The organism is Streptomyces sp. GMY02 (assembly GCF_019056675.1).
GTDB classification, from domain to species: Bacteria; Actinomycetota; Actinomycetes; order Streptomycetales; family Streptomycetaceae; genus Streptomyces; species Streptomyces odonnellii.
Genome location: NZ_CP077658.1, coordinates 3382079 through 3397630, shown reverse-complemented (window position 1 = coordinate 3397630; position 15552 = coordinate 3382079). Strand labels below are relative to the sequence as shown.

Genomic DNA, 15552 nt, shown 5'->3' with positions numbered 1-15552 from the left:
TGCACGGTGCGTGGCTGAGGCGCTGTGAGGCGCTGTGAGCCCAAGGCTCAGAAGGTGAGGCTCCAGCCGTTGATGTAGCCGGTGTCCTGGGAGGCGACGTCCTGGGCACGGAGCCGCCAGGTGCCGTTGGCGAGCTCGCTCGACGCGTTGACCGTGTACGTGGCGATCACATTGTCCGCCGAGTCGCTGCTGCTGGAGTTCTTGAGCCGGTAGGCCGTACCGCTCGGGCCGACCAGGTCGAGGACCACATCACCGCGCCAGGTGTGCCTGACGTCCACGCTGACCCTGAGCGTGGGCGGGGCGTTGCCCGAAAGGCCGGTGACGGTCACCGCCGAGGTGACGGCGGCGCCGTTGTCCGGGATGGCGACGTCCGTGAGGTTCTCGAAGGTCGGGCCGGTGGGCGGGACGGGGGCGGCGGACAGGGCCCAGACCGCGTAGGCGACGGCGTCGCTGTTGCGGTCGAGCGCGGTGTCGTTGATGTTCGCCGTGGTGTCGCAGGAGGAGTGGTAGCAGCGGTCGAAGGCCTGGCCCGAGGTGCCGCCCCACTTCTGGGCCTGGGCCGCGGTCTTGATGTAGTCGGCGCCGCTGAAGAGCCCGCCGACCGGTACGCCCGCGTTCTTGAACGGGGCGTGGTCGGAGCGGCCGTCGCCCTCGGTCTCGATCTCGGTCGGGACACCGAGGCCCGCGTAGTAGTCCTTGAAGGTCTGCTCGATGGTCGGGTCGTCGTCGTAGACGAAGTAGCCCGGGTTCGGGGAGCCGATCATGTCGAAGTTCAGATAGCCGGTGATCTTCGCGCGGTCGGCGGTCGGCAGGTTGGTCACGTAGTACCTGGACCCGACCAGGCCCAGCTCCTCGGCGCCCCACCAGGCGAAGCGGAGGTGCTTGGCCGGCTGGAGCTGGGCGCGGGAGACGGCGAGGGCGGTCTCCAGGATGGCCGCGGAACCCGAGCCGTTGTCGTTCATGCCGGCGCCCGCGGTGACCGAGTCGAGGTGGGAGCCCGCCATGACGATCTGGTTCGGGTCACCGCCCGGCCAGTCGGCTATCAGGTTGTAGCCGGTGGCGCCGCTGGAGGTGAACTGCTGGACGGTGGTGGTGAACCCGGCCGCGTCCAGCTTGCCCTTCACATAGTTGACGGACGCCAGATAGCCGGGCCGGCCATGGGCGCGATTGCCGCCGTTGGCGGCGGCGATCGACGAGAGCTGGGTCAGATGCGCCTTGACGTTGGCGAGCGGGATGTCGGGGGCCGCGAGGACGGCCGCCGACGCCGACTGCGCCGGTCTCAGCGAGTCCACGGGCGCCGCGGTCGCACTGGGCGCCGTGGCGGCGGCCAGTCCGGCGAGGGCCAGCCCGGCGGGCAGGACGACTCGGGCGAATCGGGAAGATACGGCCGGTATTCGGCGCACTCCGGGAACGGAGAGTTTCATGTGGGGGCTCCGGATTCCGAACGGGGACAGGACGGAACGTGCAAGACGCCCCACGGCGACTGCGGCGTGGGGCGTTGGAGCTGTTGGTGCGTTGTGCGTGCTGAATGGTGAGTGAGAGCTTGACTCTCCGTCAAGAGTGCGATCGGGACACGGGTGTCCGCTGTGCGGACGCGGGTGCTGCCGACGGGCGGGCCAGGTCCTGTCCGGCCCGACAGCGCAGGCCCAGGGGCCTGGCGGATGTCCTACGGGACCTGGTGGATGTAGAGGGCGCCGCAGGCGTGGCAGAGGGGCTGTCCGGCGGGGGTGCCCCACGCCTCCTCGGACTGGGTGAGGGCATCGGCGTCCAGATCGCGCCCGCACAGCGCGGTCGCCTCGTTGAGCCGTGTCATGTGCCACACCTCCAGCCGGGGATACCGGTCGCGGGGCGATGAGTCGTCCGCGTACTGCGCGCGCATTTCGTACTGCATGCCTTGTCTCCTGACCCCGTGCGACTCGTACGGCTCATATGCCCGGTGCGCCCTTTGCGGCCCGTGCGGCGGGTGGCTCGTGCGACGGGGGGACACAGAACCAGCAACGCTCGGGCCGGTCCGCGCGTGCACGCCGCCTGCGCCCGAATGGCCGCCTGAAGAATCGTTCCTGCGGTCATCCGTTCGGAGGTGTCGCCGGGGGTGACCGTGACTGACGTGTTGACCACCCTGCGGGTGAAGTGCGTCACAGGCGTGGTACGGGAGGTCTGAACCACCCCTGCGGCGGCCGCTGTTGGGAATCCGACGATGTCCGCTTCCTGCCGGATCCAGTCAGGCGCCTGACCGGATACGACCACGACCGGTCGTCATCGGGGCGATATCGATACGAGTGGCCGATTAGGCGGATGGTATTTGTTGCATACTCCGCGCCCATGAAAGGCGCCGGTATGGTCATGTGTTCTTGGGTCACTCTATTGCCGGGCAACTGTCGTAAGGTGTTCGTTCGTTTACTGCGTATGACATCACCGAATTCGCATTCTTGGCCCATTAGTTGGAGCCTGGGCGCCACTACCAGAAGCATGGTTGTGTCCCCAACGAGGGCGGAGCCTGGTGGTGACGCGGAAGTGCCGGTGCACGGCGCCGACCTGGTGGAACCAGGCCATTGCGGGGATTTGCTGGACGACTTCATGCGGGTGATGGACCGTATCGAGGACGGCTTCCACAGCCATATCGGCATGCCGGCGCCCCGGGCCGCCGCCTCCGGATCCGACAGCGGGCCCGGACAGGTGCGCCATGCATGATCACGCCGATTTCCATGATCCGCACTACATCCGTTTCGCCGAGTCCAGGGAGCCTTTCGGAACGGGCCTGTCGCAGGAGACCGGTTCGCCGCAGGATTACGGTGCCTATCCCGATCCCGGCGCCTATGCGGAATCCGTCACGTTTCCCGAGGCCGGCGCCTATCCGGAGTCCGGTCTCGGTTCCCTCTCCGGTTCCGGTTCAGGCCCTGGCCTCAGCTCCGGCCCCGGCCCCGCTTCCGGTCTCGGCGCCGGCCCCGGTACGGAGGCCAGGTTCGGCCAGGAGCCCGGATTCGATCCGGTCGTGGACACGATCAGTCTCGAAGAGGGGCTGGCCCAGCTTCTGCGCGCCTCGGCGGCAGACGGTGCGCCTGCCGCCGCCGCCCCGCCACCGCCGATGGGCGTACCGCGCCCGCGGTCCCACAACCGGCGCAAGCCCAAGGAGCCGCGGCTGGGTTCCGGGACATGGGTGAAGGTGCTCAGTCTGCTGCTGTCCACGCTGACGGCGGCGGCCGTCACGGTCATCAGCGCGCTCGGGGCGAGCGTCTCGTACCAGCCGCTCGAACAGATGGCCCTGACCGTCGCGCCACCGGGCCTGGCACGGTGGTGGCCGCTGCTGGTCTTCGGCCCCTGGCTGGTGGCGACGTTCTCGATCCTGCGTTCCGCGCTGCTCCGCCGCAGGATCACCCATCCCTGGCTGATCCTGCTGCTCTTCTCGTCCGTCGCGGTGACGCTGTGCGTGAGCGCCGCCCCCAAGACCCTGCCCGGGATCGCGGTGGCGGCGCTCCCGCCCATCTCGGCCTGCGCGTGCCTTTACCAGTTCATCCGGCAGATCGCCTTGACGCGTTTCCCCGAGCCCCGCCACACCCTCACACCGCGCTCGGTCCCGCGCAGAGGGACCGTACCCAAGAAATGACCGGCATCGATGACGGACGCGAGCGGGCCAGGTGTCAGGTCGCAGGTTCGCGGGGGCTCGGGGAGGGCTCCCGCGCCGCGCCCTTCTCCTGCCCCGCGCCCGGCTCCCGTGCCGGGCGGTTCTCCGCGGCGGCAGCGGCGGCAGCGGAGGCAGCCGCTGCCGCCGCCAGGCGCAGCGCCTCCGACCGCGTACGGCGGGCATTCCGCAGCGCGTCCCAGGTCAGAACCGCCAGCGCCAGCCAGACCAGGGAGAAACCCGCCCACCGCTCCGGAGGCATCGCCTCATGGAAGTAGAGAACGCCCAGCAGGAACTGGAAGACCGGCGCCAGATACTGCAGCAGCCCCAGCGTCGACAGCGGCACCCGGATCGCCGCCGCGCCGAAGCAGACCAGCGGCAGGGCGGTGACCACGCCCGTCGCGGCGAGCAGCGCCATATGGCCCGTGCCCTCGTGGCCGAAGGTGGCGGAACCGGTCGCGCCCTGCCAGATCAGATAGCCGAGCGCGGGCAGGAACAGGACCGCGGTCTCCGCAGCCAGCGACTCCACACCGCCGAGGTTGATCTTCTTCTTGATCAGGCCGTACGTCGCGAACGAGAACGCCAGCACCAGCGAGATCCACGGCGGTTGCCCGTACCCCACCGCCAGGACCAGCACGGCGCCGAGGGCGATGAGGACCGCCGTCCACTGGGCGGGCCGCAGCCGCTCCTTGAGCAGCAGCACGCCCATGGCGATCGTCACCAGCGGGTTGATGAAGTAGCCGAGGGAGGCCTCCACGACCCGGCCGCTGTTGACCGCCCAGATGTAGAAGCCCCAGTTGAGGGAGATGGTGACCGCGGCCACGGCGATGAGCCCCAGTTTCCGGGGCTCGCGTATCAGCCCGGGGACCCAGCCCCAGTGGCGCAGCGCCAGCAGCCAGATCACGACCACGCCCAGCGACCAGACCATCCGGTGGGCGAGGATCTCGGTCGCGCCGGCCGGTTCGAGCAGTGGCCAGAAGAGCGGGACCAAGCCCCACATCCCGTAGGCGCCGATCCCGTACAGCAGTCCGCTTCGCTGCTCGCTGTCCGCCTTCACTGGCCCTCCCCGCTCCCGCCCCGTCTCCGCGCGGCCCCGCGCCGCCGGCGCCGTCCCGCCATGAAAGTAGCGCCGGGCGGGGCCGCATGTCATTTCCGTACCGTCATACGGTCATGACGGTACGGGCGCGGTACGAGCACAGGAACCCGGTCACGTACGGGCCCGGGGCGAGCGCGACGCGGAAGGCGGTACGGAGGCGGGGCGGGTCGCGAAAGGGGTGGTGACGGTACGTCAGGCCTTGAGCGCCTCGGCGACCGACTCGGCGAGCGGTGTCGTCGGGCGGCCGATCAGCCGGGCCAGATCGCCCGTACCGCCGGCGAGCCGTCCCCGTTCCGCCGCGTGGTCCACATCCACCAGGATCGCGGCCAGCGCCTCGGGCAACCCCGCGCCGGTCAGGATCCCGAGCCGCACCTCGCCCGGCACATTGTCGTACCGGATGGTCCGGCCGGTCTGCCGCGACAGCTCCGCCGCGTACTCGGCGAACGACCACGCCGTGTCGCCGCTCAGCTCGTACGCCGTGTTGAGGTGCCCCTCACCGGTCAGTACGGCCGCCGCCGCTGCCGCGAAGTCCGCGCGGGCGGCGCTGCCGATCCGGCCCTCGCCCGCGTTGGCCACGACGGCACTGTGCTCCAGTACCGGAGCGAGGTTCTCCGTGTAGACCTCGGTGTAGAAGCCATTGCGCAGGAAGGTGAAGGGCAGCCCGGAACCGAGGATCAGCCGCTCGGTCTCCTTGTGGTCGGCGGCCAGGTCGAAGTCGGCCTCGGGGCCGCCCAGGACGCCCGTGTACGCGAGCTGGGCCACGCCCGCCGCCCGTGCGGCATCGATGACCGCACTGTGCTGCGGTACGCGCCTGCCGGGCTCGCTCGCGGAGATCAGCAGCACCCGGTCGCCCGCGCGGAACGCCGCCGCCAGCGTCTCGGGACGGTCGTAGTCGGCGACCCGTACCTCGATTCCGCGTGCCGCCAGACCCGCCGCCTTCTCCTCGTTCCGGACGCCCGCGACGATTCCGTCGGCCGGGACGCCGGCGGTGAGCAGGGACTCGACGACCAGCCGGCCGAGGTGTCCGGTGGCTCCGGTGACAACGATGCTCATGGGTGATTTCTCCAGTTCATGCGATTTCATTGCGCTCTGGCACTCACCCTAGGGGCTGCACTAACCAAGTGAAAGTACCCACTTTGAAGTAAGGTACTGGTATGACCGTAAGCAACATGCCGGACGTCAACCGGCAGATGTGCCCGTCCCGGGTGGTCCTGGAGCACGTCACGAGCCGCTGGGGCGTGCTCGTGCTGGCCGCCCTGCTGGAGCGCTCGTACCGCTTCAGCGAACTGCGGCGCGAGATCGGCGGTGTCAGCGAGAAGATGCTCGCGCAGACGCTGAAAACGCTGGAGCGCGACGGTTTTGTCCATCGCGACGCCCGGCCCGTCATCCCGCCGCATGTGGACTACTCGCTGACCGCGCTGGGGCGGGAGGCCGCCGAGCAGGTGTGGGGGCTGGCCCGCTGGGTGGAACAGCGGCTGGACGAGGTGTTCGGGGCGCGCGAGAAGTACAACGAGGCCCATGAGGCGCACGACGAGGCGCCCCGGCCCGACGGGCGCCCCGAGGCATACGCGAAGGCCCGGACCTCCTGAGAGATCCGGGCCCTGTCGTTTACCGGCGTCGTGATACCGGGCGGATACCCGCCAGCGGCTCAGCCCCGGCCGGTGGCTCAGCCGACGACGGTCCAGGTGTCGCCGCCCGCGAGCATCGTCGCCAGATCGCCCTTGCCGTTCCGCTCGACGGCCTGGTCGAGCTGGTCCGACATCAAGGTGTCGTAGACCGGACGCTCGACACTGCGCAGCACCCCGATCGGGGTGTGGTGCAGGGTGTCCGGGTCCGCCAGTCGCGACAGCGCGAACGCCGTCGTCGGGCTCGCGGCGTGCGCGTCATGGACAAGGACCCGCGACTCGTTCTCGGGCGTGACGGCCACCACCTGGAGATCACCGGTGGCCGGGTCCCGCACCACGCCCTTGGACCCGTCGGCGCCGAAGCGGATCGGCTGCCCGTGCTCCAGCCGGATCACGGCCTCTTCCGCCCGCTGCTTGTCCTTCAGCACCTCGAAGGCGCCGTCGTTGAAGATATTGCAGTTCTGGTAGATCTCCACCAGCGCGGTGCCCGGGTGGTCGGCGGCCTGACGCAGCACCTCGGTGAGGTGCTTGCGGTCGGAGTCGACCGTACGGGCCACGAATGACGCCTCCGCGCCGATCGCCAGCGACACCGGGTTGAAGGGCGCGTCGAGCGAGCCCATCGGCGTCGACTTGGTGATCTTCCCCAGCTCGGAGGTCGGGGAGTACTGGCCCTTGGTCAGTCCGTAGATCCGGTTGTTGAACAGCAGGATCTTCAGATTGACATTTCTGCGCAGCGCGTGGATCAGGTGATTGCCGCCGATGGAGAGCGCGTCACCGTCGCCCGTGACCACCCAGACCGACAGATCGCGGCGCGAGGTGGCCAGTCCGGTGGCGATCGCGGGGGCGCGGCCATGGATGGAGTGCATCCCGTACGTATTCATGTAGTACGGGAAGCGGGAGGAGCAGCCGATACCGGAGACAAAGACGATGTTCTCCTTGGCCAGGCCCAGTTCGGGCATAAAGCCCTGGACCGCGGCCAGCACCGCGTAGTCACCGCAGCCGGGGCACCAGCGGACCTCCTGGTCCGACTTGAAGTCCTTCATCGTCTGCTTGGCCGCGGCCTTGGGCACCAGCGTCAGCAACTCGTTGGCATCAGACATCGATGGCCTCCTTGAGAGCGGTGGCGAGCTGCTCGGCCTTGAACGGCATGCCGTTGACCTGATTGTACGAGTGCGCGTCCACCAGATACTTGGCCCGGAGCAGGGCGGCGAGCTGGCCGAGGTTCATCTCCGGCACCACGACCTTGTCGTAACGCGCCAGGATCTCCCCGAGGTTGCGCGGGAAGGGGTTGATGTGGCGCAGATGCACCTGTGCGACGGGTGTGCCGGCCCGGCGCAGCCGGCGGACGGCGGCGGTGATCGGGCCATAGGTCGAGCCCCAGCCCAGCACCAGCGTACGGGCGCCGTCCGGGTCGTCGACGGTCAGATCGGGTACCTGGATGCCGTCGATCTTGGCCTGGCGGGTGCGCACCATGAAGTCGTGGTTCGCCGGGTCGTACGAGATATTGCCCGTGCCGTCCTGCTTCTCGATCCCGCCGATGCGGTGTTCCAGACCGGGGGTGCCGGGCACCGCCCAGGGGCGGGCCAGGGTCTGCGGGTCGCGCTTGTACGGCCAGAACACCTCGGTGCCGTCGGCCAGTTGATGGTTCGGGCCCGTCGCGAACCGTACCCGCAGATCGGGCAGTTCCGCGGTCTCCGGGATCCGCCAGGGCTCGGAGCCATTGGCCAGATAGCCGTCGGAGAGCAGGAAGACCGGCGTGCGGTAGGTCAGCGCGATCCGGGTGGCTTCGAGGGCGGCGTCGAAGCAGTCCGCCGGAGTCTGCGGCGCGATCACCGGCACCGGAGCCTCGCCATTGCGTCCGTACATCGCCTGAAGGAGGTCCGCCTGCTCGGTCTTGGTCGGCAGACCGGTGGAGGGGCCGCCCCGCTGGATGGCGACGACCAGCAGCGGCAGCTCCAGGGTGACCGCGAGCCCGATCGTCTCCGACTTGAGCGCCACACCCGGACCGGAGGTGGTCGTCACCGCGAGGGAACCGCCGAAGGACGCGCCCAGCGCGGCGCCGATGGCGGCGATCTCGTCCTCGGCCTGGAAGGTCCGTACACCGAAGTTCTTGTGCCGTGACAGCTCGTGCAGGATGTCCGAGGCCGGGGTGATCGGGTACGAGCCGAGGTAGAGCGGCAGCTCCGCCTGGTGACTCGCGGTGATCAGGCCGTACGCCAGGGCCAGATTCCCGGAGATGTTGCGGTACGTACCGGTCGGGAAGGCCGTACCGGCCGGGGCCACCTCGTAACTGACCGCGAAGTCCTCGGTGGTCTCGCCGAAGTTCCACCCGGCGCGGAACGCGGCCACATTCGCCTCGGCGATCTGCGGCTTCTTGGCGAACTTGGCGCGCAGGAACTTCTCGGTGCCCTCGGTCGGCCGGTGGTACATCCACGACAGCAGCCCGAGCGCGAACATGTTCTTCGAGCGCTCGGCCTCCTTGCGGGAGAGCCCGAACTCCTTGAGCGCCTCGATCGTCAGCGTCGTCAGCGGCACCGGGTGGACCTGGTACCCGTCCAGTGAGCCGTCCTCCAGCGGCGAGGTCAGATAACCGACCTTGGCCATCGGACGCTTGGTGAACTCATCGGTGTTCACGATGATTTCCGCGCCGCGCGGCACATCGCCGATGTTCGCCTTGAGCGCGGCGGGGTTCATCGCGACCAGGACGTTCGGCGCGTCGCCGGGGGTGAGGATGTCGTGGTCGGCGAAGTGCAACTGGAACGAGGAGACACCCGGCAGGGTCCCGGCGGGCGCCCGGATCTCGGCCGGGAAGTTCGGCAGCGTCGACAGGTCGTTGCCGAACGACGCGGTCTCCGAGGTGAACCGGTCGCCCGTGAGCTGCATTCCGTCCCCGGAGTCGCCGGCGAAGCGGATGATGACCCGGTCCAGACGACGGACTTCCTTCTCGCCGGACTTCTCGCCAGACAGAGAGGCATGCCGATCACCGGCGGCGCGCACGCTACTGCCGGCGTCGTCGGCCTCATCGGCGTGCTCTGCTGGGCTACTGACCTGGCTGGTCACTGAACTGGACCTCCCTCGAGGCGGCGGCTCGGGAGATGCCGGCCACCCGGCACTCCCAGTGGCAACCCTACGTCGGTAAGGGTCGCCTTCCCCGGACCGATCGTATGGTGGACGCCAGTCCGAGATAAACCGGCGTACCTGTCTGTCGTATTTTGTCTGCGCCTGAAGTCCTTCATGGCCGTCGCTCGGCTCTCATCCTTTGGGTCTAGGTCCTCGCCGGATCCTGCCTGGTCCTGCCCGGGCCGTGGGGGCCGCCACACATCTGACGGGGCGGCAGTGGAGGGGAGTGAGCGGAAGGTGAGGGCGGGGTGTGTACGGCGGTGGGCGCCGGTGCCGTATGGAGGAGCAGAGCGCGGACAGCGCGGGCGGGACGGGGCCGGGCGCGGTCAGTTTCTCAGGTAGGTCAGCACGGCCAGAACCCGCCGGTGATCCCCGTCACTCGGGGACAGCCCCAGCTTCAGGAAGATATTGCTGACGTGCTTCTCGACCGCGCCGTCGCTCACCACAAGCTGTCTCGCGATCGCCGAATTCGTCCGCCCCTCGGCCATCAGACCGAGGACCTCCCGCTCCCGGGGGGTCAGCCCGGCCAGCACGTCCTGCTTGCGGCTCCGGCCCAGAAGCTGAGCCACCACCTCGGGGTCCAGCGCGGTGCCGCCCCTGGCCACCCGGACCACCGCGTCCACGAACTCCCGGACCTCGGCCACCCGGTCCTTGAGCAGATAGCCGACGCCCCGACTGCTGCCGGCCAGCAGCTCGGTGGCGTACTGCTCCTCCACATACTGCGAGAGCACCAGCACCCCGATCTCGGGATGATCGCGGCGCAGCCGCACCGCCGCCCGCACCCCCTCGTCGGTGTGGGTCGGCGGCATCCGCACATCCGCGACCACCACATCCGGCAGGGCGTCCTGGTCCGCCAACTCGCCCACCGTCTTGATCAGCGCTTCCCCGTCACCGACTCCGGCGACCACATTGTGGCCGCGGTCGGTCAGCAGCCGGGTCAGGCCCTCCCGGAGCAGCACCGAGTCCTCGGCGATGACCACCCGCACCCTGTCCTCCACGACCATGTCGCGCCCCCACTGTCGAAGTCCGTCGTCCGTCCATCTGCTGTCGCGCGTCCCAGCATCGCAGTATTCGGATCGCTTCGCGCAGCCTGTGGATAACCGGTCGACAGCCGGGGCAGCCAGGTAAAGCCGACGGTCGGACTCACCCTCGCCAGGGCAGTTCCGCCGTGACGGTGGTCGGGCCGCCGGGCGGGGAGTCGATGACCAGAATCCCGTCCACGGCGTCCAGCCGCTCGGTCAGCCCCGCCAGACCGCTGCCGGCCGAGGTGTCCGCGCCGCCCTTGCCGTCGTCCGTGACCTGGAGCATCAGCCGGTCGTGCGTCTGCCACACCTCCACCGCCGCCCGCCGTGCCTGGGAGTGCTTGCTGATGTTCTGGAGGAGTTCGGAGACGGTGAAGTAGGCGATGCCTTCGATGGCGGGTGCGGGGCGTTGGGTGAGGTCGACGGTGACGGTTACGGGGACGGTGCAGCGGGCGGCTATGGAGGAGAGTGCTGCGTCGAGTCCGCGGTCGGTGAGGACGGCGGGGTGGATGCCGCGTGCGAGGTCGCGTAGTTCTTGGAGGGCTGTTTTTACTTCGCCGTGTGCTTCGTCGACCATGCGTGCTGCGGCTTCGGGGTCTTCGGTGAGTTTTTCCTTGGCCAGGCCGAGGTCCATGGCGAGGGCGACGAGTCGGGCCTGGGCGCCGTCGTGGAGGTCGCGTTCGATCCGGCGCAGGTCGGCGGCTGCGGTGTCCACGACCACACCCCGGTCCGACTCCAGCTCCGAGACCCGGGTGGCCAGCCGGGACGGTCCGAGCAGCCCGGAGACCATCAGCCGGTCCACGCTCACCAGGCCGCGTATCACCCAGGGCGAGGCAAGGACGATCACCAGCCCGATCGCGGAAGTGATACCGATCTCGAACGGTGTGTCGACATAGAAGTCATTGCCGTCGACGTCGCTGTACAGCGCGATACCCGGCTGGCCGAGATACCTGGGGGACACCCAGTGCCACAGCGGATACAGGAACAGCGTCCACCCGGTGGTCCAGAACGTCACCGACACCACGAATCCGAACAGCGCCCAGGGAAAGTGCAGCACCCCGTAGAGCAGATGCCGCCAGGACACCCCGCTCTTCAGGACCGCGCCGACCCAGGACATCACTCCGCTCTTCTTGCCCCGTACGGGCTCGGGCTCGGGTACGTCCAGCCGCAGCAGACTGCGCGCCCGGGCCCGCTCCACCATGCCGAAGCCGCGGCAGCCGGCCAGCCCCACCGCCAGCAGCGGAATACCGATGAAGGTCACGAGCAGGCCGGCACCGAGCGAGAGCGTCGTTATCGCGTAGCCGAACAGGAGCGTGCTGATCGGCAGGCTGAGCAGCAGATAGCTGAACTCGCGCCAGGTGCGAGCCTCTATGGGCGCGCGCAGGGCGGGAGGGAGAAACGGGGGCCGTCGGCGCGATCCGCGCCCCCGTTCATAGCCGTATCGGTAGTCGTGGCCAGGGCCGGCCGCATGCGCGGATTCGGGGCCGTAGCCATATCCGTGGTCGCCGTATCCGTGGTCCGTGGCCATCGGCGGTGTCCGTTCTGCGAGCGGGCGGTTTCCGTATATCTCCATGCTGCTGGGGCCGCCGCGCCCGCACCATGAGGCCGGTCTCCGTCTTCGCCCTGGGGTTTTCCCTACCCCCGGGACCCCCGCCGCGGTGCGGTCAGTCCTTGCCGCGCTGCCGCCACGGCAGCTCCGCCGTCACGACCGTCGGCCCGCCGGCCGGTGAGTCGAGGACGAAGAGCCCGTCGACCGCGCCGAGCCGCTCGGCCAGCCCGGACATGCCCGTACCGCCGTCCAGCCGCGCGCCGCCGCGCCCGTCGTCCTGGACCTGGACCAGCAGCCGGTTCTCCGCCTGCCACACATCGACGGACGCGGTGCGGGCGCCGCTGTGTTTGCTGATGTTCTGGAGGAGTTCGGAGACGGTGAAGTAGGCGATGCCTTCGATGGCGGGTGCGGGGCGTTGGGTGAGGTCGACGGTGACGGTTACGGGGACGGTGCAGCGGGCGGCTATGGAGGAGAGTGCTGCGTCGAGTCCGCGGTCGGTGAGGACGGCGGGGTGGATGCCGCGTGCGAGGTCGCGTAGTTCTTGGAGGGCTGTTTTTACTTCGCCGTGTGCTTCGTCGACCATGCGTGCTGCGGCTTCGGGGTCTTCGGTGAGTTTTTCCTTGGCCAGGCCGAGGTCCATGGCGAGGGCGACGAGTCGGGCCTGGGCGCCGTCGTGGAGGTCGCGTTCGATCCGGCGCAGGTCGGCGGCTGCGGTGTCCACGACCACACCCCGGTCCGACTCCAGCTCGGCTATCCGCCGCTCCAGCTCGTCGGAGGGCGAGAGCAGCCCCCGCACCATCGCCCGGTCGACATTGGCCAGCCCGCGCACGACAAAGGGGAGGAACGGCCAGAAGACAAAGAGACCCACCAAGGTAACGGCGAAGGTCAGCACGCCCCAGGGCAGCCGTATGAATTCGTACAGCACCGTCCGCCAGGCCACCGGATCCTTGAGCCCCGCCCATACCCAGCTCAGCACACCGTCGGAGCGGTGCGCGCCCCGGCGTCCCAACAGGGGGCTCGGCTCCTCGATCCGTATGCCCAGCAGCGCGCGCGCCCGCGCACGCTCCGCACGGCCGAGCAGCCGCGCGCCCGTGAGACCGGCGACGAGCCAGGGCAGACCGATCACCGTCACCGACAGCGACGCACCGGTCGAGACGGTGAATATCACATAGGTGAATCCGATCAGCGAGACCGGAAGGTTCGCGAGGAGATGTGCGATCTCCTTCCAGGTGTGCCGGTCGTACGCGATGCGCGCGGCGGGCGGCCGGTCGTCGTCGGGGAGGCTGTTGCTCACGGTCATAAGGCTCAAGCCTGCACGCCTGCGATGCCGGACGCCATGGGGTTGCTGGGTGGGGGAGAGTAGGGATAACCCCACTCTCTGAGACGGGGCTGCTTACCGTCTCTTTAACAGGGCCTAGACTCCCGTCCGTACAGATCGTCGAGAAGAACTGCTACGAGGTCAGGGAGCGAGGGGCGGACGTGTCGGGATCGACCGTTCTCGCGGCGGACTACTTCCGGAGCTACTCGGTCGTCGGACTGCTCGCGGTCGTCGGTGTGCTGTTCGTCGCCGTGGCCTTCGGCGCGGGCCGGCTGCTGCGGCCGGTGGTGCCGACGCCGGAGAAGCTGCTCACGTACGAGTGCGGAGTGGATCCGGTCGGTGAGGGCTGGGCGCACACCCAGGTCCGCTACTACGTCTACGCGTTCCTCTATGTGATCTTCGCGGTCGACTCGATCTTCCTGTTTCCGTGGGCGACCGTCTTCGCCGCTCCCGGGTACGGTGCCACGACGCTGGTCGAGATGTTCGTCTTCCTCGGCTTCCTGGCCGTGGGACTGCTCTACGCATGGAAGAAGGGCGTCCTGGAATGGACGTGACCCCTGCCTCGGCGTTCGCTGCTGATTCCGCTTCCGGGTCCGAGTCCGGGGCCGCACCCGGATCCGGCGCCGGGCCTCAGACGCTGCCGGAGCCCAGACGGCTGGGGGTCCTCTCCCGGCTGGCCCCCAAGCCCATGAAGGTGGTCCTCAACTGGGGCCGCCGCTACAGCCTCTGGGTCTTCAACTTCGGTCTCGCCTGCTGCGCGATCGAGTTCATCGCCGCTTCCATGTCCCGGCACGACTTCATCCGGCTCGGGGTGATCCCCTTCGCCCCGGGGCCGCGCCAGGCCGATCTGATGGTCGTCTCGGGCACGGTCACGGACAAGATGGCTCCCGCGGTGAAGCGGCTGTACGAGCAGATGCCCGAGCCCAAGTACGTGATCTCCTTCGGCGCCTGCTCCAACTGCGGCGGCCCCTACTGGGACTCGTACTCCGTGACCAAGGGCGTCGACCAGGTCATCCCCGTCGACGTCTATGTGCCGGGCTGTCCGCCCCGGCCCGAGGCGCTGCTCCAGGGGATCCTGAAGCTCCAGGAGAAGATCGCCCGCGAATCGCTCGGCGAGCGCTACGCCTCGGCCGGCCGGCCCTCGCCCGCCGCGCTGCGCAGCGGCCTGGTCCCCGCCCCGCCGACACCGGGGGAGGGCGCCTGATGGCCGCCGACGGACGGGATCCGGACGGCACGGACGGCCGGGATCAGGGGGACCGGGAGGCTCAGGGCGCGGGCGGTCCCGGCGCCGGGGACGCGGCTGCCGCTTACGACCGGCTCCCCGAGGCCGTCGCCGAGATCTTCGGCGAGGAGGCCACGGCCGAGCGGGCGTACGACCTGCTCACGGTCGATGTCCCCGTCACCTCCTGGATCACCGCCCTCGAAACCGCACGCGACCGCCTTGGCTGCACCTACTTCGACTGGCTGAGCGCCGTCGACGAACCGGGCACGGGCTTCCGCGTCTGCGCCCATGTCGTCGCCCTGGGCGGCGGTACGGGCCGTACGGTCCGCCGCCTGCTCGTCCGTACGACCGTTCCGCACGAGGCGGCCGTCCTGCCCACGGCCGTCGGCGTCTACGCGGGCGCGGGCTGGCACGAACGTGAGACGCACGAGATGTTCGGTGTCTCCTTCACCGACCACCCGAACCTGGTCCCGCTCCTTCTCCCGGAAACCTTCGAAGGCCACCCGCTGCGCAAGGACTTCGTTCTCGCGGCCCGGGTCGTCAAGGCGTGGCCGGGCGCCAAGGAGCCGGGAGAGTCCGAACACGGCGGCCCCAAGCGCCGCCAGATGCTTCCGCCCGGCGTACCCGACCCCAACGAGTGGGGCCCCCTCAAGGGCCGGCTCCCCGCAGCGCCGGCCCGTGGTGCCCGCGCTGCCGGTGACCGTCCCGTACGGCGTACGCGGAGCGCCTCGGAAGGCTCGGCGAGCCGCCCCGCCGGTGCCGAGGACAGCGGCACCGGGCCGGCGGAGACACCGGGTACCGGCCCGGCCCGCCGGTCGCGCAGCGCGGGGGAGGGCTCCGCTTCCCAGCGGGGCGGGACACCGCCCGCACCGCCCACCCCGGACGCCCCTTGGCACAAGCCCCGCCCGGAGAGCGATCAGTCCGAGAGCGGCCGTCCTGAAAGCGGCCGTCCCGAGAGCGGCGGTTCCGAGGGTGACTCCG

At 69.6% G+C, this 15552-nt stretch carries 14 protein-coding genes and 1 pseudogene; 6 read left to right on the top strand and 9 right to left on the bottom strand.

Annotation, left to right across the window (positions count from 1 at the left end):
• Positions 1-47: 47 nt before the first annotated feature.
• Together KQY30_RS14285 and KQY30_RS14280 are read right to left on the bottom strand one after the other, a co-directional pair.
• Positions 48-1424, bottom strand: a complete 1377-nt coding sequence (locus tag KQY30_RS14285; protein ID WP_217307143.1) for a M28 family peptidase — start codon at positions 1422-1424, stop codon at positions 48-50.
• Positions 1425-1666: 242 nt separating this feature from the next.
• Positions 1667-1891 carry a hypothetical protein gene (locus KQY30_RS14280; protein WP_217307142.1) on the bottom strand — a complete coding sequence of 75 codons (225 nt, stop codon included), beginning with the start codon at positions 1889-1891 and terminating at the stop codon, positions 1667-1669.
• A 584-nt stretch (positions 1892-2475) separates the two neighbouring features.
• Here KQY30_RS14280 and KQY30_RS14275 point away from each other — a divergent pair.
• Positions 2476-2691 carry a hypothetical protein gene (locus KQY30_RS14275; protein WP_217307141.1) on the top strand — a complete coding sequence of 72 codons (216 nt, stop codon included), beginning with the start codon at positions 2476-2478 and terminating at the stop codon, positions 2689-2691.
• Complete coding sequence (locus tag KQY30_RS14270; RefSeq protein WP_217307140.1) at positions 2684-3604, top strand: DUF2637 domain-containing protein; 921 nt, start codon at positions 2684-2686, stop codon at positions 3602-3604. Before KQY30_RS14275 ends, KQY30_RS14270 begins: the two co-directional genes overlap by 8 nt.
• 34 nt (positions 3605-3638) lie before the next feature.
• Here KQY30_RS14270 and rarD read toward each other — a convergent pair whose 3' ends face one another.
• Both rarD and KQY30_RS14260 read right to left on the bottom strand, forming a co-directional pair.
• Positions 3639-4676: an EamA family transporter RarD gene (gene rarD, locus KQY30_RS14265; RefSeq protein ID WP_217307139.1), complete on the bottom strand. Its 1038-nt coding sequence runs from the start codon at positions 4674-4676 to the stop codon at positions 3639-3641.
• Positions 4677-4907: 231 nt separating this feature from the next.
• On the bottom strand, positions 4908-5768 hold the full coding sequence (locus KQY30_RS14260; protein WP_217307138.1) for an SDR family oxidoreductase: 861 nt from the start codon (positions 5766-5768) through the stop codon (positions 4908-4910).
• Between the two features lie 101 nt (positions 5769-5869).
• On the opposite strand from KQY30_RS14260, the gene KQY30_RS14255 reads away from it, so the two are divergent.
• A complete protein-coding gene (locus tag KQY30_RS14255) occupies positions 5870-6304 on the top strand; it encodes a helix-turn-helix domain-containing protein (RefSeq protein ID WP_217307137.1) in 435 nt (144 codons plus the stop codon).
• A 77-nt stretch (positions 6305-6381) separates the two neighbouring features.
• Here KQY30_RS14255 and KQY30_RS14250 read toward each other — a convergent pair whose 3' ends face one another.
• The 5 genes from KQY30_RS14250 to KQY30_RS14230 all read right to left on the bottom strand — a co-directional run bounded on the left by KQY30_RS14250 (position 6382) and on the right by KQY30_RS14230 (position 13331).
• A complete protein-coding gene (locus tag KQY30_RS14250) occupies positions 6382-7440 on the bottom strand; it encodes a 2-oxoacid:ferredoxin oxidoreductase subunit beta (RefSeq protein ID WP_217307136.1) in 1059 nt (352 codons plus the stop codon).
• Positions 7433-9400 (bottom strand): 2-oxoacid:acceptor oxidoreductase subunit alpha, encoded by a 1968-nt coding sequence (locus tag KQY30_RS14245; protein WP_217307135.1) that lies wholly within the window; start codon positions 9398-9400, stop codon positions 7433-7435. Before KQY30_RS14245 ends, KQY30_RS14250 begins: the two co-directional genes overlap by 8 nt.
• 386 nt (positions 9401-9786) lie before the next feature.
• A complete protein-coding gene (locus KQY30_RS14240) occupies positions 9787-10446 on the bottom strand; it encodes a response regulator transcription factor (RefSeq protein WP_302185365.1) in 660 nt (219 codons plus the stop codon).
• Between the two features lie 157 nt (positions 10447-10603).
• Positions 10604-12010: a sensor histidine kinase gene (locus KQY30_RS14235; protein ID WP_217307134.1), complete on the bottom strand. Its 1407-nt coding sequence runs from the start codon at positions 12008-12010 to the stop codon at positions 10604-10606.
• A 136-nt stretch (positions 12011-12146) separates the two neighbouring features.
• Entirely contained in the window at positions 12147-13331 is a 1185-nt protein-coding gene (locus tag KQY30_RS14230) for a sensor histidine kinase (RefSeq protein WP_217307133.1), read from the bottom strand.
• 179 nt (positions 13332-13510) lie between these two features.
• Between KQY30_RS14230 and KQY30_RS14225 the strand changes: the two genes are divergently transcribed.
• From KQY30_RS14225 to KQY30_RS14215, 3 genes and pseudogenes are all read left to right on the top strand, one after another.
• The gene (locus KQY30_RS14225; protein ID WP_217307132.1) at positions 13511-13903 is read left to right on the top strand and encodes an NADH-quinone oxidoreductase subunit A; all 393 of its coding nucleotides are present in this window, start codon (positions 13511-13513) and stop codon (positions 13901-13903) included.
• The gene (locus KQY30_RS14220; RefSeq protein ID WP_217307131.1) at positions 13894-14553 is read left to right on the top strand and encodes an NADH-quinone oxidoreductase subunit B; all 660 of its coding nucleotides are present in this window, start codon (positions 13894-13896) and stop codon (positions 14551-14553) included. The genes KQY30_RS14225 and KQY30_RS14220 overlap by 10 nt, the downstream gene beginning before the upstream one ends.
• Positions 14553-15320, top strand: a pseudogene (locus tag KQY30_RS14215) (NADH-quinone oxidoreductase subunit C); the annotation flags it as partial. The gene KQY30_RS14220 and the pseudogene KQY30_RS14215, both read left to right, overlap by 1 nt.
• Positions 15321-15552 lie beyond the last annotated feature (232 nt).